This window comes from Microcoleus sp. FACHB-672, from assembly GCF_014695725.1.
Classification (GTDB): Bacteria; Cyanobacteriota; Cyanobacteriia; order Cyanobacteriales; family Oscillatoriaceae; genus FACHB-68.
The window spans coordinates 122337-144191 of the sequence record NZ_JACJOU010000020.1 but is presented as its reverse complement, the minus strand read 5'-3'; the positions used below and the strand labels follow the sequence as shown (position 1 = coordinate 144191).

General features: G+C 45.7%; 15 protein-coding genes. 8 read left to right on the top strand and 7 right to left on the bottom strand.

Going from position 1 to position 21855, the window contains the following annotated elements:
• Nucleotides 1-20: 20 nt before the first annotated feature.
• The 3 genes from ppk1 to H6F56_RS16600 all read right to left on the bottom strand — a co-directional run bounded on the left by ppk1 (nt 21) and on the right by H6F56_RS16600 (nt 3740).
• Nucleotides 21-2159, bottom strand: a complete 2139-nt coding sequence (ppk1, locus tag H6F56_RS16610) for a polyphosphate kinase 1 (protein WP_190670160.1) — start codon at nt 2157-2159, stop codon at nt 21-23.
• Between the two features lie 161 nt (nt 2160-2320).
• Entirely contained in the window at nt 2321-2527 is a 207-nt protein-coding gene (locus H6F56_RS16605) for a hypothetical protein (RefSeq protein WP_190670158.1), read from the bottom strand.
• Between the two features lie 607 nt (nt 2528-3134).
• Complete coding sequence (locus tag H6F56_RS16600; RefSeq protein ID WP_190670156.1) at nt 3135-3740, bottom strand: superoxide dismutase; 606 nt, start codon at nt 3738-3740, stop codon at nt 3135-3137.
• A gap of 733 nt (nt 3741-4473) precedes the next feature.
• Between H6F56_RS16600 and H6F56_RS16595 the strand changes: the two genes are divergently transcribed.
• The 5 genes from H6F56_RS16595 (at nt 4474) to H6F56_RS16575 (ending at nt 13432) form a co-directional block, all read left to right on the top strand.
• Nucleotides 4474-7839, top strand: coding sequence for an EAL domain-containing protein (locus tag H6F56_RS16595; protein ID WP_190670154.1), 3366 nt, complete (start codon nt 4474-4476; stop codon nt 7837-7839).
• 189 nt (nt 7840-8028) lie between these two features.
• A complete protein-coding gene (locus H6F56_RS16590; RefSeq protein ID WP_190670152.1) occupies nt 8029-10239 on the top strand; it encodes a response regulator in 2211 nt (736 codons plus the stop codon).
• Between the two features lie 164 nt (nt 10240-10403).
• On the top strand, nt 10404-11768 hold the full coding sequence (locus H6F56_RS16585; RefSeq protein WP_190670151.1) for a response regulator: 1365 nt from the start codon (nt 10404-10406) through the stop codon (nt 11766-11768).
• A 246-nt stretch (nt 11769-12014) separates the two neighbouring features.
• A complete protein-coding gene (locus tag H6F56_RS16580) occupies nt 12015-12887 on the top strand; it encodes an MBL fold metallo-hydrolase (protein WP_190670149.1) in 873 nt (290 codons plus the stop codon).
• A gap of 224 nt (nt 12888-13111) precedes the next feature.
• Complete coding sequence (locus tag H6F56_RS16575; RefSeq protein ID WP_190670146.1) at nt 13112-13432, top strand: hypothetical protein; 321 nt, start codon at nt 13112-13114, stop codon at nt 13430-13432.
• A gap of 105 nt (nt 13433-13537) precedes the next feature.
• Here H6F56_RS16575 and folB read toward each other — a convergent pair whose 3' ends face one another.
• Both folB and H6F56_RS16565 read right to left on the bottom strand, forming a co-directional pair.
• Nucleotides 13538-13894 (bottom strand): dihydroneopterin aldolase, encoded by a 357-nt coding sequence (gene folB, locus H6F56_RS16570; protein WP_190670144.1) that lies wholly within the window; start codon nt 13892-13894, stop codon nt 13538-13540.
• A gap of 444 nt (nt 13895-14338) precedes the next feature.
• The gene (locus tag H6F56_RS16565; protein WP_190670142.1) at nt 14339-15643 is read right to left on the bottom strand and encodes a glutamate-5-semialdehyde dehydrogenase; all 1305 of its coding nucleotides are present in this window, start codon (nt 15641-15643) and stop codon (nt 14339-14341) included.
• A 248-nt stretch (nt 15644-15891) separates the two neighbouring features.
• Here H6F56_RS16565 and H6F56_RS16560 point away from each other — a divergent pair, with 248 nt between their 5' ends.
• Together H6F56_RS16560 and H6F56_RS16555 are read left to right on the top strand one after the other, a co-directional pair.
• Complete coding sequence (locus H6F56_RS16560; protein WP_190670139.1) at nt 15892-17907, top strand: zinc metalloprotease HtpX; 2016 nt, start codon at nt 15892-15894, stop codon at nt 17905-17907.
• 143 nt (nt 17908-18050) lie between these two features.
• Nucleotides 18051-19019, top strand: a complete 969-nt coding sequence (locus H6F56_RS16555) for a 3'(2'),5'-bisphosphate nucleotidase (protein ID WP_190670136.1) — start codon at nt 18051-18053, stop codon at nt 19017-19019.
• 51 nt (nt 19020-19070) lie between these two features.
• Here the strand turns inward: H6F56_RS16555 and H6F56_RS25915 are convergent, their stop codons facing one another.
• Complete coding sequence (locus H6F56_RS25915; RefSeq protein ID WP_199312964.1) at nt 19071-20300, bottom strand: NACHT domain-containing protein; 1230 nt, start codon at nt 20298-20300, stop codon at nt 19071-19073.
• Nucleotides 20225-21379 (bottom strand): NACHT domain-containing protein, encoded by a 1155-nt coding sequence (locus H6F56_RS25910; protein ID WP_199312962.1) that lies wholly within the window; start codon nt 21377-21379, stop codon nt 20225-20227. Before H6F56_RS25910 ends, H6F56_RS25915 begins: the two co-directional genes overlap by 76 nt.
• A gap of 126 nt (nt 21380-21505) precedes the next feature.
• On the opposite strand from H6F56_RS25910, the gene H6F56_RS16545 reads away from it, so the two are divergent.
• Nucleotides 21506-21835, top strand: a complete 330-nt coding sequence (locus tag H6F56_RS16545; protein ID WP_190670134.1) for a hypothetical protein — start codon at nt 21506-21508, stop codon at nt 21833-21835.
• The last annotated feature ends 20 nt before the right edge of the window (nt 21836-21855 follow it).

Sequence of the window (21855 nt, the reverse complement as noted above, 5' to 3'; positions counted from 1 at the left end):
TGCTGACTTATGACAAATGACTACTGCATCGCGTTTTCCATCAAGATTTTCTGGGCGGATTGCTCGTTGCCTTCTTCTGTAGGACGCCGCTGGATGTAGCTGCCATCGGGCTGTAAATCCCAGGCTTGGCGATTATCTGCCAGCATAATTCCCAAAACTTCTTCAAGGTCTTTGACAATCTCCGGTTCTTCCACCGGCACGATCGCTTCAACGCGCCGGTTGAGGTTACGGGGCATCCAATCGGCGCTGCCGGTGTAGACTTCTTCTTGACCCCGGTTGTTGAAGTAATAAATTCGCGAGTGTTCTAAAAAACGACCGACAATGCTGATAACGCGGATATTTTCACTCACCCCAGGCAATCCGGGGCGCAAGCAGCACATCCCGCGCACAATCAGATCGATCTGCACGCCGGCACCAGATGCTTCGTAAAGTGTGGCAATAATTTGTGGGTCTACCAGGGAATTCATTTTGGCCACAATGCGGCCTGTTTGACCGTTGCGGCAGTGTTCGATCTCGCGCCGGATCAGTGAAATCATGCGTTCGCGCATATTCACCGGCGCGACGAGTAGTTTGCGGTACGATCGCTGCCGCGAGTAGCCGGTTAAGTAATTAAACAAATCTGTTAAATCTGCCCCCAACTCTTCTCGGCAGGTTAACAGTCCTAAATCTGTATAAATCCGGGCAGTTTTCGGATTATAGTTGCCGGTGCCGATGTGGACATACCGGCGCATCCGATCTTCCTCTCGCCGCACCACCATCGCAACTTTAGTATGCGTTTTTAGCCCCACCAAACCGTAAACCACATGAACACCGGCTTTTTCTAGCTTCCGCGCCCAGTGGATATTATTCTCTTCATCAAACCGGGCTTTCAGTTCCACTAAAGCCGCCACCTGTTTGCCATTTTCCGCCGCCGCGATCAAGGCGTTGACGATGGGGGAATCTCCAGAAGTGCGGTAGAGTGTCATTTTAATTGCCAACACTGCTGGATCGTGGGCAGCTTGGGTGATAAAGCGCTGCACTGTTGCGGCAAACGATTGATACGGGTGATGCAGCAGCCAATCTCGCTGGCGGATTAGTGCGAATATATCTTCTCCCTCGTCGCTATCTACTTTCGAGTGTTCCACATGGGGTTCACTCAGCCGGCGGAAGCGAGGGGGCACCACCGGCGTCCACGGGGGATCTTTAAGTTCTGGCAGGGGCAAAGCCATAAAAGACATCAAATCCCCCAAACTTAGCAAACCCTCGACTTCGTAAACATCACTTTCAGCCAGAGAAAGCTCCTCTCTGAGCATTTGCTGCACAGGTATCGGCATGGCGGCTTGAATTTCCATCCGTACAACCGATCCACCAAATCGGCGTTTCCGTAATTCCTGCTCAATTGCCAGCATCAAGTCATCCGCCTCGTCTTCTTCCACTTCCAAATCCGCATTGCGGGTAATTCGGAACGGGTGATATTCCTGAATGTTCATGCCGGGAAACAGGAATTCTAAATTATGGGCGATCACCTGCTCAAGGGAGATAAACAGAAAAGCAGTTTCGCTGCTTCTTTCGGCTGCCGGCAAAGAGACAAACCGGGGCAAAACCTTAGGCACTTTGACTCTGGCAAAAAATTCTTCTTCGGTGTCCGGATCTTTTACCACAACTGCCAGGTTCAGGCTGAGGTTAGAGATATAAGGAAATGGATGACCCGGATCAACTGCTAAGGGCGTCAGGACGGGAAAGATTTGCTCCTCAAAATACCGTTGCAGATACAGTCGTTCTTCTTGATTTAAGTCTACATATTCCAAGATGTGTATCTTGTGGTTTGCTAAAAGCGGTCGGATTTCCCGCTCAAAATGCTGGTGCTGTTCCGTTACCATCGGGCGGAGTCGTTGGCAAATCACATCTAGTTGATCTTGCGGCGAACGCCCGTCGGCAGATAATTTACTGACTTTCGCTTCTACCTGCTGTTTTAGGGCAGCGACGCGAACCATAAAGAACTCATCTAAGTTAGCGCTGAAGATGCCTAAAAATTTCAGACGTTCTAGCAGTGGCGTCCGGGGATCGAGGGCTTCGCGCAAGACTCGGTTGTTAAACTCCAGCCAGCTTAGTTCGCGGCTTAAGTAGTATTGCGGATCGCTCAGGTTGATTTCGTCTGTAGTTGTCTGGGTTGTGGTCATGATTTTGAGTGGATATGGGCATTCAAAATAGCTGTGGGCTGAAAGCGCTTGGCAAGGAGGAAGAATTCAAGAGGCTTATATTTATTTTTTATTTAAAATTGCTAATTGCCTCTACTAAATTTTGCTATGCGCTGCCCTCTCTGAGAAACTTGCCTTCACATTCAGAAAGCTTCGTCTTCGATGCCAACCCACCACTCCCCTAATTTCATCAAATCTTGGTGAATATCGGCTAGCTCTTTGGCATAATCTTCAGGCGAAAGGGTGTCTTTGCTTTCTTGCAATTTTTTCAAGCGCAACTGTACCAGCAGCCAAGGTTTAGAGATGCTGCCGGTGGCTTCAATGTACTGGGCCAGTTCTTTGCTATTCATCTTAAAGGGGTTGCTAGTTTCAGGTTTGGTTATTGACAGATTAAGTATTATATGAGTTTTTAACCTAGTCTTAAATCTAGAAAAAGGAGTGAGATTGCCACTAGCTTGCTTCATCCTCTATGGTTGACCCTGATAAAATTCCTAGATGAAGCTTTACTCAGCGTACACCTTTTGTATTAAATCAGAAATACAGCCGATTGAGAAACGACGTTAAGTTTAATTAATTTACAAACAAAGTAGATTTAAACTAAAGAAACAGAAATTTTACTTTCTTATGTAACTCGTTATAATTACAGAGAATTGGCTTATTATTTTTAATAAAAAATAATTGATATTTTATTCATTTTAATTTTTACTAATATATTAATTCTCAATCATTCGTGATATCTTCCGGGATTGCCTTCGCTACTCGAACGCGTTTGGTTCTTTCTAAGATGCAGGCATTCCATTTTTTTTACAATTTCAATAGTAATGCTATATAAATGCATTGATTTAAGAAAAGTTTTATGTTGAACACCGGCAGCCTTCAGCTAATTGGCTTATCTCAACTAAACTGATAAAAACCCGGCTTTTTAAACCGGGTTTTTCAAGTCAGTAAATAACTCGCTTAGGAAGCTTTAGCCAAGTTTTCGGCAACGAAATCCCAGTTAACTAGGTGATCGAGGAAGTTTTGAATAAAGTCAGGCCGGCGGTTTTGGAAGTCGAGATAGTAGGCGTGTTCCCACACATCCAGAGTCAGCAGTGCAGTTTGCCCGTTTGCAAGGGGGTTTTCTGCGTTGCCAGTCTTGGTGACTTTCAGAGTGCCGTTATCCAAAACCAGCCAAGCCCAACCGCTACCAAATTGGGTGGTGGCAGCGTTTTTGAACTCTTCTTTGAATTTGTCGTAGCCGCCGAGGTCTGAGTTGATTTTATCGGCAAGTGCGCCGGAGGGCTGACCGCCTCCACCTGGTTTCATGCAATGCCAGAAGAAGGTGTGGTTCCAAACTTGGGCGGCGTTGTTGAAGATGCCGGCTTTGCTGGAATCTTTAAAAGTTGCGGTAATAATTTCTTCAAGAGACTTGTCGGCGAGTTCCGTCCCTTCGATTTGTTTGTTGAGGTTATTCACGTAAGCTGCGTGGTGCTTGTCGTGATGGAACGAAAAAGTTTCTGCCGACATATGACCTGATTCTAAGGCATCGGCGGGATACGGTAATTCAGGAAGCGTAAATGCCATCGTGTTCAATCCTCTCTAATACTGCGTTTAAGCACTGAATCGGCTTTCAGGCTTTATTAAGCTGATCGTGTCCTCTCACCGGCATCTAAATTGCTTCGAGCCGGCGGCTATCAGACTTAATGATAGAATTTTATATCAAAAGTCCCGTTTCAACTCAAGTGCGTCAATTTTGCGGTGCAGGGCAAGCCCATCTCAACGCAGGCTGTTGTCCAACCGGCACACAAGTCAGAGCTATTGCCGCTCAGCGTTTGTTAACAGTGGTTAAAATAGAATTTAAGGGCATCTACAGGCTTTTTTCTAAACCAAGTGCTTTCACAATTGCTTTAATTGCAGCATCTCATCTACGGTTGCTGCTGTTACATTTACAACACTCTAGGGTTCTAAGTATTCAGCATTACATCTCAACTTAATAGTTTTTTCGTCCTCTTGAGAGACATCTGGGCAAAAAGTGGCGATGAATGAAGTCACAAGTAATAATATAAAAAAGTCAACTATCTTAAGAATGATATCTCTTAATAAAAATGCTATCAAAGAGAATAAATGAGATTTGTAGAGTCTTATATTTCTTCCAGGTTTGGCGGTTGGCCACTCAAGCCCAGACCGGCAGCGCCCCTCAGCACCCTATCGCAAAAGTCAACCTAGCAGCAGATTCGCACTCAGGCTAATCGTTTATTTCTACAAACTGCCGGTTCAAAGGTTTTTTTAACAAACACCCGTTAAAAGGTCACAAATAATGCCAGGCCAAGAAAATCTGCTTCATCAAATCACCAATCGCATTCGGCAATCACTAGAGCTGCCAGAGATTTTGAACACAGCTGTGCAAGAAATTGGCTGCTACTTAGAGGTAGACCGAGTCAAGATATATAAATTTGATGCAGATGGCAGTGGCGCAGTCATTGCCGAAAGTATTCAAGAGCAGCACTTACCCTCACTGCTGGGCCTGCATTTTCCTGCCGATGATATTCCCCCTCAAGCTAGGGAAATGTTTCTTAAAGCACGTCAGCGAGTGATTATTGATGTGACCGCTCAGCGGAAAATCCTTAATCAATTGGACTGTGCAGAAACCGGCGAAAATCTAAGCGTTGAAGACACCCGCTACGCGCCGGTTGACGAGTGCCACGTTCAATATCTTTTGGCAATGGGAGTGCTCGCTTCTCTAACCGTGCCGATTGTTTATCAAAACCGGCTTTGGGGACTGCTTGCCATCCACCACGCCGAACCGCGTCGCTTCTCAGATCGAGAGTTGCAAATTGTACAACTATTAGTAGATCAGATATCGATTGCCATTGCTCAATCTAACTTGGTCATTCAAGTGCAGCAGCAGGCACACCACGAAGCCATGATTAATCGAGTGAGCAGCCTCCTCCACTGCCCCCTTAATCAGGCTGAAATCCGGCAAATGGTTCTAGAAGAAACGGTTAAAGCACTGCAAGGTTCTGGCGGGCGGCTACATATTGTTGTTGAACCGGCAGCGCAGCCATCACAAATTTATACTTATGGCGAACAGCCGACGGTGCCGTTTATTGAAGAAACCACCGCCTGGAAAGAACTGATCGGTTGGCAGGAAACGCCGGCAACCCACAGCCCAACTCATGAAGAAATCGCTCTCGCTTGGCAACAAGCAGGAAAATCGCTGATTGCACTCGATCTCAACTCTCCAAGCAGCCCCACCTTCAGCACCAACGGAGTTCCCTCCCCCCAGATCCTCACCACCTTCTCCGGCGACATTCAAGGGCAGTCCCTAGCATTTGCCTTTGAATCCACTCCAATTCGTTCTATCTTGATCATCCCCCTCCAGTATCGGCACCAATGTGTCGGGTGCCTGAGTATTTTTCGCAATGCTTATGATACTGAAGTGATGTGGGCAGGGCGCTACAACCGGGATGAACGGAACCTGCACCCGCGCAACTCATTTGAAGCTTGGCGCGAACTCAAAACAGAGCAAAGTCCAGAATGGACTGCCGATGAAATCAAGCTGGCACAGTCGATTGGGATTCACCTCTATATGGCGCTGATGCAAAAGCGCGTAGAATCTATGCTGCGCCATCAAGCATCCCACGATCGGCTGACAAAGCTTCCCAACCGGCTGCTATTTGACGAACAGCTTTCCCTGGCACTCGCCAACGCGCATCAAACCGGAGAAATGCTAGCGGTAGCATTTCTAGATTTAGATCGCTTCAAAACCGTTAACGATACTTTAGGTCATGCAGTTGGCGATCAGCTATTGCAGCAAGTAACAGAACGCTTACGGGGTTGTCTTCGTAAGTGCGATGCCGTTGCGCGGTGGGGTGGAGATGAATTTACGCTTTTGTTCCCCCATATTGGTTATGTGGAGGACATTAGCAAAATTTCTCGAAGAATTTTGGATGCGCTGAACGCTCCATTTTTTATCGAAGCTCAGGAACTTTATATCAGTGCAAGTTTAGGAATTTCCTTAGCTCCTTATGATGGCGAAGATGCAGACACGCTGCTAAAAAATGCAGATACTGCCATGTATCGAGCTAAGCAGCAGGGGAGAAATAACTATCAGTTTTACTTGCCTGAAATGAACACCAAAGCCCTAGAAAAATTGGGACTGGAAGCCGATTTGCGTAAGGCGTTGGCAAGAGATGAATTGCTGCTGTATTACCAACCTCAAATAGATATTAACACCGGGGAAATTGTCAGCTTAGAGGCGCTAATTCGTTGGCAGCATCCGCATTTGGGATTGGTGCCACCAAATCAATTTATTCCCTTAGCAGAAGAAACAGGACTGATCTGCCCAATTGGGGAATGGGTGATCCGGACTGCGTGCAGCCAGCATCAAGCTTGGTGCGAACAAGGGCTTCCTCCGATTCCTATTGCGGTTAATCTTTCGGGCCGGCAGTTTCAACAGCAAGGTTTGGTTAAAACGATTGAGCAAATTCTGCAAGAAACTAACATCAAGCCTTGTTATCTAGAAGTAGAAATTACTGAAAGTATTGCGATGCAAGACATCAATTTCACCATTGCTATTTTGCAAGAACTGCGGCAAATGGGAATTAAAATTGCAATGGATGATTTTGGTACGGGTTACTCTTCGCTGAATTCTATCAAATATTTTCCCCTACATACCATCAAAATTGATCAGTCGTTTGTGCGGGATCTCATTCACGATCCCAGTGATGCCGCAATTGCGAAAGCCGTTGTTGCTCTCGGACAGGGTTTGAATTTAGAAGTCTTAGCTGAAGGAGTTGAGACGTTAGAACAGTTAGCATTTTTACAGTCAATTGGTTGTGACAGCGCTCAAGGCTATCTGTTTAGCAAACCACTGCCGGCAGAAGCCACTTTTCAACTTTTAAGCAATTGGGTGCCGGCGCAACAACAAGAGCAGCCTTTAAATGAGGGAAACAACTTAGAGAATTTGCTGTCTTATGCACAGGTTAGTGAAGGTGCTGAAGTAGCGACTCAAATATCACCCGCACAAATCAATGAAAACAAAAAACCAGAAGACATTCTGATTCGCAGCAAAGCTCTTGAAGTGGCCAATCAAGAACTTGAACAACAAATTATTAAATACAAGCAGATTGAAGAAGCGCTGCGCCAGCAAAACAAGCAAGAGCAATTAATGGCAAACATTGCTCAAAAAATTTGCTTAAACTCTAACTTAGAAGAAGTTCTAAACAAAATCGTTAGAGAAGTGCGTCAGTTTCTTGGTGTTGATCGGCTTATCTTTTATTGTTTTGAACCGGATTGGAGTGGCAGTGTAACTGTAGAATCTGTTGCAGAAGGCTGGAGATCTCTAATCGGCATAAAAATAGAAGATTGCTGTTTTCAAGAAAAGTACGTCCACTATTACAAAGAAGGGCGAGTGAGAGCGATAGAAGATATTTATAACGCTGTTTTAGCGCCCTGTCACATTAATTTATTGGCTCAGTTTCAGGTCAGAGCCAATTTGGTTGTTCCTGTCCTAGAAGGGGATAATTTGTGGGGACTGTTAATCGCTCAACAGTGTCGCGAACCGCGACACTGGCAGCAAAATGAAATTAGCCTGCTGAACCAAATCGCAGTTCAAGCGGCGATTGCTATCCAGCAAGCTGAACTTTACCGGCAGCTAGGCAGCGCCCAACCGCAGCCGTAGCTTTAAGGGTAAGGGAGAGATTATGAGAAAATCTTTTAGACAAAACAGATAGGAAAGCTGAAAAAATGGCTTGCCAGAGTGCCGGCTCTCAAATCACAATGGCAAAGAGAGCGGCATCATGGCAGTTGTTATCTTTTGTAAATTAAAATTAAGAATTGAATATAGCCCCCGTCTGGTTGATAAAACTTTATGAATCAAGAACAGATTGAGAGGCGGTTGCAGCGGTTAAAGGAGGAGCGAGAACTCATCCTTAACCAAGTCGATAATGCGATTGCGCTGTTTGACCAATCCGATCACTTAATTTTGTTTAATCGGAAACTCGCTGAAATTTGGGGGATGTCGCCTGAGTGGCTTCAAGAGCAGCCTCATTGTGACGTCGTTTTTGCCAAGGTAGTAGAACAGCGCTATTGGTCAACTGAGCAGGTGGAACAGCTCAGGGAAGCCCTTGCACAAACAGAAACCGAGAGTGTTTCCCTCTATCTGGAGCAGGCAAATGGCATCTGCTTGGAGGTATATACCACCATGACTTCAGATGGGGGCCGGCTATTTACCTTTCGGGATGTCACCGGCTATCGCAGATCCCAAGACAGTTTGAACGCCGAAGTCAGACGTCTGACATTTATACTCGGTTTGACGGAACGGCTACAAGCATCTGTGGAACTGCGGGAAATTGGCCAGTTTGCCCTGAGCTACCTCGTACAGGCGATGAATGCTGCCTTTGGGGATGTGAAAGTGATCACCGGCGTCGGAGTTGATCGTTACGCCGGCATCCTCACCAATCAAATTTCCACTGAGTTTATTGCCACTTATGGTGCGCCGGCAGTGGCTGAGATGGAGGCGGTGCTGGCGCAAGGTATTCCCTACGGGCAAGGATTGGTTTGGGACGTTGTAGAAACCGGCAAACCCCTATTTGTGGATGACTATCAAAACCACCCAAAGGCAGTGCCGGCATTTCGCCATCCCGGTATTGGGCAGTTGGGCATCTTTCCCATTCCCTCCACCACCGGCAAAATTATTGGGTTGCTCACCTTAGAATCGCGCAATCTGCAAAAACTACAGGAAGCACCGCAACAGGATATGCTCCTCGCCGCCTGTCGTACCTTGGGTGTGGCGATCGAACGCGCTGAAGCCCAAGCGCACTTACAGCAGATTAATAAAGATTTAGAGCGGGCATCCCAGCTAAAATCTGAGTTTCTGGCGGCCATGTCTCACGAACTGCGGACGCCCCTCAACAGCATTCTAGGCTTCGCAGATTTGCTACACCGGCAAACAGGTGGCCCATTGACTGATAGACAAGTCACTCATGTCAAGGCAATTGAAAAAAGCGGCCAGCATTTGTTGCAATTGATTACCGATATTCTGGATCTCTCTAAAATTGAAGCCGGCAAAGCTGAGCTAAATTTAGAGCCGGTTTCAATTCCAGAATTGTGCGGGCAGTGTTTGAAAATGATTCAACCCCGCGCCCAAGCCAAAGGGTTAGCGCTGAGTCTGGAATTAAATTACCAAGTCAGTGGTGTCATGCTCGATGAGCGCAGAGTTCGGCAGATGCTGATTAACTTGCTGTCAAATGCCGTTAAATTCACCCCAGAGGGAGGACACGTTAAGCTGACTGGGCGTTTAGCTTACGGCACTCAATTGGCGCAAGATGTTCGCCCCGATACAAGTCCGGTACACCCGATGACGCCGTACCTATGTTTGGAGGTGAGTGACTCTGGGATCGGGGTGCCCCAGGAAAAGTGGCACTTGCTGTTTCGCCCGTTTCAGCAGGTAGATTCTTCCCTGACACGCCGGCATGAAGGCACGGGTTTGGGATTAGCGCTGACAAAGCGACTGGCGGAACTGCATGGGGGGACGGTGTCGTTCCAATCAATTGCCGGCGAGGGTAGTACGTTTCGAGTTTGGCTGCCGGTGACGGAACCGCGTCGGGAGGTGCCGGTTGCTCATGATCAGCTTGCTCGATTAAGCCGTTCTAGCGCACCTACCAGTTTCGATGGAAGTGCAACGGCTGTTAGTGTCAAGCGTGTTTTGGTTGTAGAAGATCAACCGTCTAACCAAATTTTGATCGCGGAGTTTTTGGAGTCTGAGGGGTACATGGTTGAGCTAATTTGCGATGGTTCTGCCATGTTGGAGGCGATTCACTCGCCTTTAGTGACAGTGGCTTCACTGCCCGATTTGATTTTGATGGATATTCAGCTGCCTGATGTAGAGGGGTTTGAATTGATCCGGCAGCTAAAAGCTCATGCACTTTGGCAACGGGTGCCGGTGATTGCGGTGACGGCGATGGCGATGCCGGGAGATCGTGAGCGATGTCTTCAAGCCGGTGCGGATGGCTATTTAAGCAAGCCGCTTAATCTTGATCGCGTGTTTTCAACAGTGCGTTCTTTCGCCGGCTCCACTTAATATAGAGCCGAAGCGAACCATCTAATGGCTTGAAGGCTCTAGAGCTTGGCCAAACTGAATCAGGGGCATCTAAATTAATTATTAATGAATGTGAATTTAAAAGTTTCACCGGAGAATTTTAAATTCTTTCACCTTTTCTGCCATGCCACTTTTTTCTTAAGTTTATGTCAAATAACCAGCCCCGTATTCTGCTTGTTGATGATGAGCCTAACAATTTGTATTTATTAGAAGAACTGCTGCAATCAGAAGGGTATACCACCCTTTTGGCAGAATCAGGACTCAAAGCGCTAGAACTGGCAAAGACCTCTTTACCGGCAATGATTTTGCTGGATGTGATGATGCCGGATATGGATGGGTTTGAGCTGTGCCGGCGTTTGCGCGAAGATGTGAACTTACAAACGGTGCCGGTGATTTTTTTAACCGCTCTTGATGATGACGATTCTCGCCTGAGAGGATTGGAGATGATGGGAGATGACTATATCACCAAGCCGGTTAAAAGCACGTTGCTGTTAAAAAAGATTGCGAGTGTATTGCACCTAAACCAGATGCGAATGCAGCAATCGCAAATTCAAATCGGGCAGCAAATGAAGGAAAAAAGTCAACGAAATATGGCAGCCGCTTGGCAAATCAATCAAGCGCTTACGGAAAAATTTCGGTTGTTTGTGCCCGAACAATTTCTCCAGCGTATTGCGCCGCGTGGTGTGGAATCGATTGAGTTGGGAAATGCGAAGGAGGAAGAATTATCGATTGTATTTTGTGATATACGTGGGTTTACGGCTATTGCAGAATCCCAACAAGCGATTGATACGTTTAACTGGTTAAATGCGTTTTTTACGCAGATGAATCAAGCCATTTCATCCCATTTTGGCTTTATTGATAAGTTTTTGGGCGATGCGATTATGGCGGTCTTTGACCGGCCAGGACAGCACGCGCAAGATGCTTTGAATGCGGCAGTTATGATGCGGCAAAACCTGCGCGAATTTAATGCAAGCCGTGATTTATTTAATTTAAAAGAGCCGGTAAATATTGGGATTGGGCTACACACCGGCAGGGGTTTGATCGGCACACTTGGGGCGGATTCTCGTATGGATTCAACCGTGATCGGTGATGTAGTGAATACGGCGTCTCGGTTGGAAGATTTGACAAAGGTTTACGGATGCCAGGTGATTGTCAGTGATGCGGCGATCGCTCAGTTAAATCAACCGGAGTTTTTTCATTTACGCTGGATTGATCGAGTCGCGCCGCGTGGGAAGCAGCAAGCGATTAATATCTACGAAGTATTGGGTACGCAAACCTATCCCCTTGACGAGGCGAAGATCCTGTCACTGCCGGCATTTGAGATGGGAATTCAATCATGGCAGCAGGGAAACTTCCCACTCGCTCTATCATCTTTTCAAGATATTGTTAATAAAAATAGGATAGATAGCGTTGCGGCGCTTTACATTCGACGCTGCGAGTCTCGCTTAACTTCACTACCGCCAGATTTCGAGCAAAGTGGGCCGGCTTGGGATGGAGTGCCGGTGGGGTAAGCAAACTCATCAATTTGCTACTACAAATGTGTTTAAGGCGATGAGATCGGCTGCTTTTAAAGGCGCTGATAGATAAGCTTGATAATTATTATCTTTAACGTTCGGTTGTGCCCAACCGCAAATACACAACATCAATATTTACTTGTCACAATAGTAATAGAGACTACTCGACAGTCCGTAAAGTCATAGAGACAATACGGACTTTCTTAGCCAATCACAACACAAGCATATTCAAGAGGTTTAAAAATGGCAACTCTCCAACAGCGCCGGCCTGAAAATATCGCTGGTGACTTTTATGTGGATAGTACCTGTATTGATTGCGATACGTGCCGGTGGATGACTCCGGAGGTGTTTCACAGTGCCGGTGATCAGTCAGCAGTTTATCGCCAACCCACTGACGAAGCCGAAAGATTGAAAGCGATGCAAGCGCTTTTGGCTTGTCCAACCGCTTCTATTGGCACGGTTGAGAAGCCAAAAGATATTAAAGAAGCACAGCAAAGTTTTCCCATCCCAGTTACAGAAAATGTTTACCATTGCGGCTACCATGCTGAAAATTCTTATGGTGCTGCAAGTTACTTGATTGTGCGACCGGAAGGCAATATTTTAGTAGATTCTCCTCGTTTTGCCCCGCCGTTAGTCAAGCGCATAGAAGCAATGGGAGGAATTCATTATTTGTATCTCACTCATCGAGATGATGTAGCGGATCATCAGAAGTTTTACGAACATTTTGGCTGTGAGCGCATTTTACATAAAGATGAAATCAATGCCGGCACTCGTGATGTAGAAATTCAATTGACTGGATTGGAGCCGGTGGAATTAACACCCGATTTGTTAATTATTACCGTTCCAGGTCACACGAAAGGTCACACAGTTTTACTCTACAAAAACAAGTTTCTCTTTACCGGCGATCATCTTGCTTGGTCTGCGGGACGCAAACATCTGATTGCTTTCCGCGATGCTTGTTGGTATTCGTGGCCAGAATTGCTTCAGTCAATGCGCCGGCTGACTGAGTATGAGTTTGAATGGGTGCTTCCCGGTCATGGTCGGCGATTTTATGCGGATAAAGAGGCAATGCAGGAACAGATGCACAATTGTATTAGCTGGATGGAAAGGCAATAAAAAAAGTTGGCTTGGTTGCCGCAATTAGAAATAAGCCGGTAAACTTGGTTACTGTTGGTCGTGAATCAAGTATTTAACGATCAAAATTTCAATGCATATCTTTTGAAAAATACTCGTTCTAGATAAATTTCTGAAAAACTCAAGAAATTTCTCTGGGTAAAAATGTATGGTATTTAACGGATGTGCGTTCAATGCCAGTTAGTTGATGTTATTCGGTGCCTTTGATGCCAAAACTATATATCTGGGTTTTAGTCTTGCTGTGTGGTGGTCTCTTTACTCTGTGCGATTCTTTAAGTGCAAATTGGGGAAAGACTGGCGACTTGAAAAGCATTGCAATTGTTTGCCTGCTTTCCCCAAGTACCTACCTGTTTTTTGGGTTTCTGAATAAGCAAGTAAAACTCGGTGTTGCCGGCTCATTAGTAAATCTGACCATTGTCATTGGAACTGTTTTAGTGGGAACTTTCTACTTTCATGAAATCTTGAGCAGAACTCAAATGTTAGGGCTTGCTTTTGCCGGTCTTGCTATTGTTCTGCTAAACGCTTAAAACAGGTAGAACTTAGCCAAGATAGAGGCGGTTGAACCCTAGCTAAACAAACGAAGTCGGCGCGGTGGACTTAAAATTTGTCTACCCGCGACTTCATCGGAAAAGCTATTTTGACCTTGTAATTTCAACGGTAATTTTACCGCCAAAGTCGGGGATGGGAGCAGCCGGCTTGCTTAACCGAACTTGGACTTGCTGCACCTGTGCCGGTTCTAAACTAGCCTCTGCGATCGCATCAACCAATCGCTCAATTAAGGCAAATTTAGAGGTTTTTACTAAGTGCTGTATGGTGGAAATTACGCTGCGGTAATCGAGGGTATCTTCGATGTGATCACTTTTGCCGGCGATTGCTAAATCGACCCAGAGTGTGATATCCACTTCAAACCACTGACCGAGAACTTGTTCCTCTGGCAGGTAGCCGGTGTATCCATAACATTTGATGCCGGTGAGTTGAATTGAATCCATTAACTTGTTACTCCACTACACTTGTCTGCCAATTATCTACTGAGGAGAGTTCCTTTGCATCCAATGCAATCAAATCTTGAATGTGATTCGAGATTTTTGCTGTAGGTGGGACTGAAGCGCAAAGTTGTAAAGCCAATTTAAATCACTGCAATTTTCCACCAGCCATTAAGATATTATTTGTCCGTTGCCTGTTGCGCCAGTAGAGTAATGAAGGATAAAAAATCAACGGTTAATTGCTTTACTTTTGTTGGTAATTATGTTATCTTTAAAGCTAAATTTTAAATTCAAAATAACCTAATAAAATAAGAAAGTTCTAGCAATTTTATACAATTTTTGGAATTTTAAGCTTTTTTTTAAAGATTTATTTATAGCTCATTTTTATATTGAATGAGCGCTTTTTTCTAAATAATGGATAAGCGCTCACCCAATATAAAACAGCATTTTCTACAAATCTTTGTGCGTGAAAGGTTTCGCATCTTTGCCTGAATAAGTGGCCGCAATATGCCCGTCACCGGCAACTTTATATTTATACGTGATTAACCCTTCTAAACCCACCGGCCCGCGAGGCGGCATTTGTTGTGTGCTAATTCCAACTTCTGCACCGAAACCGTAACGGAAACCATCGGCAAAGCGTGTGGAACAGTTGTGAAAAACGCCGGCAGCATCCACTTGATTTAAAAATGTCTCAGCGGCGGCTGCATCTTCAGTGGCGATCGCATCCGTGTGTTTTGAGCCATAAGTATTGATGTGGTCAATTGCTTCTGCTAAAGAATCCACAACCTTAATGGATAAAATTAAATCGCTGTATTCAGTTGACCAGTCTACTTCCGTTGCCGGCACAATATTGATAAACTCGCGGCTGCTATCATCTCCCCGTAATTCCACATTCTGTTTTTGCAACGCCTCGCCAACTGCCGGCAAAAAATCAGCAGCCATTTCTTTGTGAACTAACAAAGTTTCAATCGCATTACAAGCAGCAGGATAATGAGTTTTCGCATCCACTGCAATTGTTACCGCCTTCTGAATATCTGCGGCTTTATCTACATAAAGATGACAAATTCCATCAGCATGACCGAGTACCGGAATGCGAGTATTATCCTGTACAAATTTCACAAAAGAATTAGACCCTCTGGGAATAATCAGATCTACATACTCATCTAACTTCAGGAGTGCTTGAATTTCTTCTCTCGTTGTCAGTAATTGCACCGTATCTGAGTTAACAGCGGTTGTCGATAAACCTTGATGAATTGCTTTGACTAAAGCTTGACAAGATCGCACCGCTTCCTGTCCACCTTTGAGGATGACACCGTTGCCAGATTTAATCGCTAAGGCGGTAATTTGAATTAATGCGTCGGGACGCGCTTCAAAAATGACACCGAGCACTCCCAAGGGACAAGTAATGCGTTTGAGGATTAGTCCTTCATCAAGTTGCCGGTGAATTTGAACTGCACCTACAGGATCGGGTAATTTACCCACATCTCGCACACCGGCGATCGCACCTTTGAGCTTCGTCTCGTCCAATTTCAGCCGGCTGTAAAGCGCTTTAGCAATACCGGCAACCTCTGCGGCTTCGCAATCTGCTGCATTTGCTGCCAAAATATCGCCGGCAGCCGCTTCTAAAGCCAGAGCAATCGCTTCAATCGCTTGGTTTTTCGCTTCGGTAGGGAGAATTGCCAGCTGGCGTGCAGCTTGACGTGTCTGCTGAGCAAGCGCAGTCAGAGGAAGAGAAGCTATCGGAGTGGTGGTCATGGTTTTGAATCAAACGCCAAAGTTTCGCCAAAATATCGGCTTCTCTTTCAATCGTAGTGCAACGGGTACAGAAATCTCCCACGCCGCCTTTGGCCACCGGCAGCTTAATTTTTGTGGAGGATTGCAGACGAAATTAAATTTCCAGGTTATCAAGGAAGAGAAAACTCTATCTAAAGGAAGTTGCATCAATCAGTATCTTTGCCATCTAAGACCTGAGTCTGTTCTACTCCTTCTTGACGGAAACACCTATGTCATCTCAATCTGGATTGCTCAATGCGGGGCATGACGCCTTTAAACAAGGGCGCTACCCAGAAGCGATTCAACACCTCGAAGAATTTTGCTTCAATTGCAACGATCTTCAATCGCCAGACTATTTCCGGGCGCAGATGTGGCTGGTTCAAGCCTATCAGCACAATGGCCAGCACTCACAAGCGAGAGCCATCTGCAACCGGCTAGCGATTAGCGAGAATCCCGACGTGGCAAGCTGGGCACAGCAAGCCCTTCAATCTATCACCGGCGAGCCGGCAAGCGCTCAAACTCAACCGAGTATGGTTGAGAAAGCCGGTCGCGCAGGAAGTACCGGCCTAAAATTGGCCATGTCTGGAGCCGGTAATCTCACCCTCGCCTCTGGGGTGACGATATTTTTGCTGTTGGGTATGGTTTTGGTTTTAGCCTTAGCCGTCTTCTTCATCCTCAGCAGCGAAACGCCCACCACGGGTTTAATCATCTCAGTGGCGTTTACCCTGATTTTCAACCTCGCTGTTTTCTTCCTCTCGCCTTGGTTGATGGACTTAACCCAAGGCTGGCTGTATCACACGCGTTGGGTATCTCTGGCAGAGATTGAAAATCAAAGTCCCGAAGCTGCCGCTGTCATTCAGCGAGTTTGTGCCGAGAAACAACTGAAACAGCCCCGCTTGGGAATTATCGATGACGAAAATCCCACTGCATTTACTTACGGTTCCTTGCCAAATACAGCGCGGGTGGTGGTGAGTCAGGGGTTGTTTACCTACCTTGATGATGACGAAGTTGCAACGGTTTACGCCCACGAACTCGGCCACGTTGTTCACTGGGATTTTGCAGTGATGACGTTAGCTTCAACGTTGGTGCAGATCGTTTATCTGATATACATCTTTGCCCGACGCATGGGGCGCAGTGGTGGCGAAAAGATGAAAGATGCTTTCGCAACTGCGGCAATGGTGGCTTATGTGTTTTATGTTGCCGGCACGTATCTGGTGCTGTATTTGTCGCGCACACGGGAGTATTTTGCCGATCACTTTGCCGCTGAAGTCACCGGCAACCCGAACGCCTTGTCCCGTGCTTTGGTAAAAATTGCCTATGGCATTTTGGAAGAGGGGCAGCGGGCGCAAGAACCCAGCCGGTTGATGGAAGGCACGCGTGCTTTAGGCATTTATGACCACAAGGCGGCTTCTTCCACCGGCACCGCTTACCGAATTGCTTCCGATCCGAGCAAAATCGGTCGGGTGTTTCTGTGGGATATGTTTAACCCTTGGGGTTGGTGGATGGAGTTGAATTCAACTCATCCGTTGACAGGTAAACGAGTTCGTGCGTTAAGTACCTACGCGGAACAGTTGGGCATTGAGATTGAGTTTGACATGGGCCACGTCATCGGGGAAGGTCGCGGTTTGAATAAGGGCCGGCTCTACGGTAGTTTTGTGCTGGATCTGTTGCTCTACAGCGCGGAGGTGATTGGGATTTTCGCAGGGTTGGTACTCGGCATTTTCCTGATGGCTTCTATGGGAAATCAGATGGCGCTGGCTTGTCCGCTGATTGGCTTTGGGTTGGGAACTTTAATCAAGACGCTGGTGATGTTTCCTAGCTATAAGCAGGCACCGGCAACGGATGTTCTCACGCTGATGTCTAACCCCTATGCAAGTCCGTTGCGGGGTGTGCCGGCAAAGTTAGAGGGTGAGTTGATCGGACGCGGGGATGCCGGTTATGCGTTTGGATCGGATCTGATGTTACAAGATCGGACTGGGTTAATGTATTTGCGTTATGCGTCTCGTTTCGGGCCGGTTGGGAATTTCCTATTTGGCATGAAACGAGTTAAAAGCCTGATTGGGGGGCAAGTGGGTGCTTTGGGTTGGTTTCGTCGCGGCGTCGCACCGTGGATGGATTTGATACAGATAAATAGTGAAAGCGGCACGGTGGTGAATAGTTACCATCGTTTTTGGTCGTTTGTGATGGGTGCCGGTGCGATCATACTCGGTGTTGTCGTGGCAGTGGTTTTAACCGGCAGCGTTTAATTTGCAATTGTGCCGGCAAGGCCGGTTACATTCGCCCGTTTTCTTAAAGAAACGGGTTTTTTTTGCAAAGTTACGAATTATGAGTTATTGATGGTTAGTTCTGACATCCTTTGCCATTTTTGGTATACCACTCAAAATTCTTTATGTCTTACGAACAAGAGAAACAAGTTGCCATTGAAGCTGCAATTGCGGCGGCGAAACTGTGTGAGCGAGTCCGCGCTGCAATCCCGGCAGCGATGGAAAAAAGCGACAAAAGCCCGGTGACAATTGCTGATTATGGCTCTCAGGCGGTGATTTGCAAGGCGATCTCAGAGGCGTTTCCCGATGATCCGGTGGTGGGTGAGGAGGATGCTGCCCAACTACGAGAGCCGGCGATGGCTGAGAATTTAACAAAAATAACAAATTATGTTAAAGAATTAATCGCGGATGCAACGTCAGAGCAGGTGCTGGACTGGATTGATCGGGGCAATGGCACGGTAGCGCCGCGTTATTGGACACTCGATCCGATTGATGGCACCAAAGGGTTTTTACGTCAAGATCAATATGCGGTAGCGATCGCCTTAGTGGAAGCCGGTGATATAAAAGTGGGGGTTTTGGCTTGCCCTGCGCTGTCGGTGGAAGGCGGTGAAACGGGGGCGTTATTTGTGGCAGTGCGCGGTGAGGGGGCGCAGATGATGCCACTTGCCGGCGGTGAATTGCGCTCAATTCAGGTGATGAGTGCCGGCAATGTCAGCAATTTCTGCTTTGTGGAAAGTGTGGAAGCAGCGCACAGCGATCAGTCGCGTCAGGATGCAGTGGCAAAGGCAGTGGGCATTAATGCGCCCTCTGTACGGATGGATTCTCAGGCGAAGTATGGCGCGGTAGCCTGTGGGATGGCGACACTTTACTTGCGGTTGCCGTCACCGAAGACGCCAGATTACCGGGAGAATATTTGGGATCACGCTGCCGGTGCAATTGTGGTGGAAGAAGCCGGTGGGCGTGTCACAGATATGTATGGCATTCCCCTAAATTTTTCTGAAAGCACAAAAATGGTGAATAACCAGGGTGTCGTTGTTAGTAATGGGGCGATTCACGATGCAGTATTAGAAGTATTTCGGGAGAAGATGCCGTAGCGTTGCACAGATAAGTGATTAAACCGCAGATAACCGGCAATTAATCTGGGCTTATCTGCGGTTTTTGCGTTTTTCTATTTCAGCGATGGGTAATAGTAAGGTATCGTCTATTTCCTGTCGTACTTCAGGGGATACAACGCAATCGCTGTTGAGGCATTTCACTAGCAAGAGATTAGCATCGTAATACTGATCAAGTAATTTAAAATCCTCAAGTTTTAACTGCCAATCATGGCCTATATTGCGATATTCAATCATTATTTTTCTTACTTTATCAATCCAAGTTTGACGGTTAGATTGCCACCATTCTTGAAATTTTTCTTGATCTTGATTGGGATCGGCTAACTCATCCCTAAGTTCTCGTAACGATTGTTTTAGTTGAGGTTCAATATCGTCATCCAGAATGAATTCAATGCTATCAGCAAGGGCACTATTGGGACTGAAATTAGAAATATTTTCGTAGAAAAGTAACTCGTAGCAATTGTGATCGATAAAACGGTTGTCATCAGTGCCATAATAATTATTATTAAAATTTTGAACACCAAAATAATCAGCTAATTCAATAAAATTATCGGCTGAAAAAATATTAAAATTATAAACATACTCAAGGCAAAGGTAAAAAACTCTAACAGCGGTTTGGTCGTAGCATTTATCAACTACCAAAGATTTTTGATTTACCCACATTAAGAACCGCTGTAGCTTTTCATCATCTGCTAAGATTGTATCGACCTGCTGTTTCATTAACAGTAAGAGACTCTCTGCATTTGGTAACATTCCTAGCGTGAGCAAAAAGACTTCGCGCCAACGATGTTCGGTAATGTGGCTAGCTAAACCTTGCAAAGATTTGTCATCTAATGAGTCCGGATTACAACTGCTGACAATCTTTCGTGCTGCGAAATACTCCTGAAATGTGAGATGAGAAAAAGAATAAATGCCTCTTGCCCTTTCTACCAGTAGCCCATGTTGCGATTCAATGGATTTCAGCACTACTTCACTATCTAGTTGCAAAGCTTCTGGATCGGTTTTAGCATCTTGTAAGTTACGAATGTAATCAGTAATATATCGCTCAGCATCTCTCTGCTTGAAAAAGTAATCTTTACGTTCAAAGGTAATCAATGCAACTTGACTAAGTAAATCTTCCTTTCGGTTGGAAGGTAGGTTTTTATAAACCTGATCGCGCTTAATTCCACGCTTAGTGTCCCATTTTCTCAGTAGAGTATGGGTTGCCCTTTTGTATAACTCTGCACGATCATTTGGAAAATCACCTGAATCTTCAAATTCCAAACATAGTAAGTTAGTAGCAGAGGATTAGTTGCCAATTCTCTAATTGGTTCATGTTCCTCTAATTCTTTCATGAATTGCTCAACCAAGCTTAACTTTTTTGCCTGAAACCATTTGCTAACAAATATTTTTATTTGCTCATCATTAAAATCTGCAACTTCCACTTCTTTGAATCGTTGAAAAGTATGTTCTCGTGCCGCTATTCGGCAGGTAATTGCAACATGATTCATGGAATAGCGTTCTGAAAAATTCTCAACTTGCTTGATGACTCGACTCGCATCCTCTTCTCTAACTTCATCCAAGCCATCGAGCAAAAGAAATGCCATCCCCTGCTTTAGCAATTCAACAGTTTGAGTTTCTGTCACCCCGCTCTCAGCGAATTTCTGGATGATGAATTCAATTAATCCAGGCTGAGAATCAGTCTCGGCAAAATCCTTGAGGGTGATAAAAGCCGGCACTCGATCCCGTAGAAAATCCCCACCAATGCACTGAAGGGCCAGATATTTCAAAAAAGTAGTTTTACCCGCTCCTGGTTTACCCAAAACCATTAGCTTAGAGTAACGCTTCACTGCTTCTAGTCCGGGTACTTGTGTTTCAGAAATTCTGCCAAATCCAACACGGTCAAAGTTTTCTTTTTCGGGATCAAAGCCTTGCATCAATTTATTAATTTCAATGCCTCGGCGTCCAGTGATTTTCTCCAAAATGTTGACGCTGGTGTAGATATCATTTAACCCAATCGATTCAGTCATGTCCAGCACCTGCATAGTGCCACATTGCTCGATGGTTCTAGGTTTGATCTTTTCTCGCACCTCTCGCACCAAGGCATCGAGATTATTACCAAATTCCTGTACCTCTTCAGCAAGTTCAGCTTGAGCAATCTCCTCCCAATTCAAACTAAGCTGAGAGCAAATTTCCATAAAAAATTCGCCATCAATTGGATTGCCTTTTAACAAACTCCAAATAGTCTGCCGAGAGCAGCCCGCCGCACCAGCTAGATAAGTTTGTGACTGTTTCTTGCGTTTGAGAGTTTTTCTGATTGTTTGGATGCCTTCGGGAGATGCCTGGATTGTGTGCCCTGCCATATCTGTACTCTCTGTATTAGTTAATTTTACAACTTTGACAACTCTTACACTAACTCAAACACTGACTCTGACTTTGTTTCAAGCTACGGATGTCATGATGTCAATGTCGAGATTGAAAGTTTTTTTATGCACACTCCACAACAAACCGAACAAGAGCTATATTTCAAAGATCATTCCTTGCGACTCATCAAAACAGCAGAAGGAATCGAATGGATTGCTGAAGACTTGCTGCCGGCACTGAATCTCACCGAGACTGCATTAAAGAAAGTTCCAGAAAACTTAAAAAGTTTGCGTAAAGTTAGTCAGGGCAAAAATGGTCAATTATATCTTTGGCAACAGCTTCTTTTAACTGTAGAACAGCGGGGAATAGAATTGTTACTTGACCTTGCAAATCAGCAAACCGCTATGCAATTTCAGAAGTGGATCTATGAAGAGGCACTACCTTTACTAAAATAGCGAAAATCGAGTTATAGCCC

Excerpts from the sequence above, each read along its gene's own strand:
- H6F56_RS16605 (WP_190670158.1), bottom strand. The coding sequence starts at position 2,527 with ATGAATAGCAAAGAACTGGCCCAGTACATTGAAGCCACCGGCAGCATC.
- H6F56_RS16555 (WP_190670136.1), top strand. The coding sequence starts at position 18,051 with ATGTCTTACGAACAAGAGAAACAAGTTGCCATTGAAGCTGCAATTGCG.
- H6F56_RS16585 (WP_190670151.1), top strand. The coding sequence starts at position 10,404 with ATGTCAAATAACCAGCCCCGTATTCTGCTTGTTGATGATGAGCCTAAC.
- H6F56_RS16600 (WP_190670156.1), bottom strand. The coding sequence starts at position 3,740 with ATGGCATTTACGCTTCCTGAATTACCGTATCCCGCCGATGCCTTAGAA.
- H6F56_RS16560 (WP_190670139.1), top strand. The coding sequence starts at position 15,892 with ATGTCATCTCAATCTGGATTGCTCAATGCGGGGCATGACGCCTTTAAA.
- H6F56_RS16580 (WP_190670149.1), top strand. The coding sequence starts at position 12,015 with ATGGCAACTCTCCAACAGCGCCGGCCTGAAAATATCGCTGGTGACTTT.
- H6F56_RS16545 (WP_190670134.1), top strand. The coding sequence starts at position 21,506 with ATGCACACTCCACAACAAACCGAACAAGAGCTATATTTCAAAGATCAT.
- folB (WP_190670144.1), bottom strand. The coding sequence starts at position 13,894 with ATGGATTCAATTCAACTCACCGGCATCAAATGTTATGGATACACCGGC.
- H6F56_RS16575 (WP_190670146.1), top strand. The coding sequence starts at position 13,112 with ATGCCAAAACTATATATCTGGGTTTTAGTCTTGCTGTGTGGTGGTCTC.
- H6F56_RS16590 (WP_190670152.1), top strand. The coding sequence starts at position 8,029 with ATGAATCAAGAACAGATTGAGAGGCGGTTGCAGCGGTTAAAGGAGGAG.
- ppk1 (WP_190670160.1), bottom strand. The coding sequence starts at position 2,159 with ATGACCACAACCCAGACAACTACAGACGAAATCAACCTGAGCGATCCG.
- H6F56_RS25910 (WP_199312962.1), bottom strand. The coding sequence starts at position 21,379 with ATGGCAGGGCACACAATCCAGGCATCTCCCGAAGGCATCCAAACAATC.
- H6F56_RS16595 (WP_190670154.1), top strand. The coding sequence starts at position 4,474 with ATGCCAGGCCAAGAAAATCTGCTTCATCAAATCACCAATCGCATTCGG.
- H6F56_RS16565 (WP_190670142.1), bottom strand. The coding sequence starts at position 15,643 with ATGACCACCACTCCGATAGCTTCTCTTCCTCTGACTGCGCTTGCTCAG.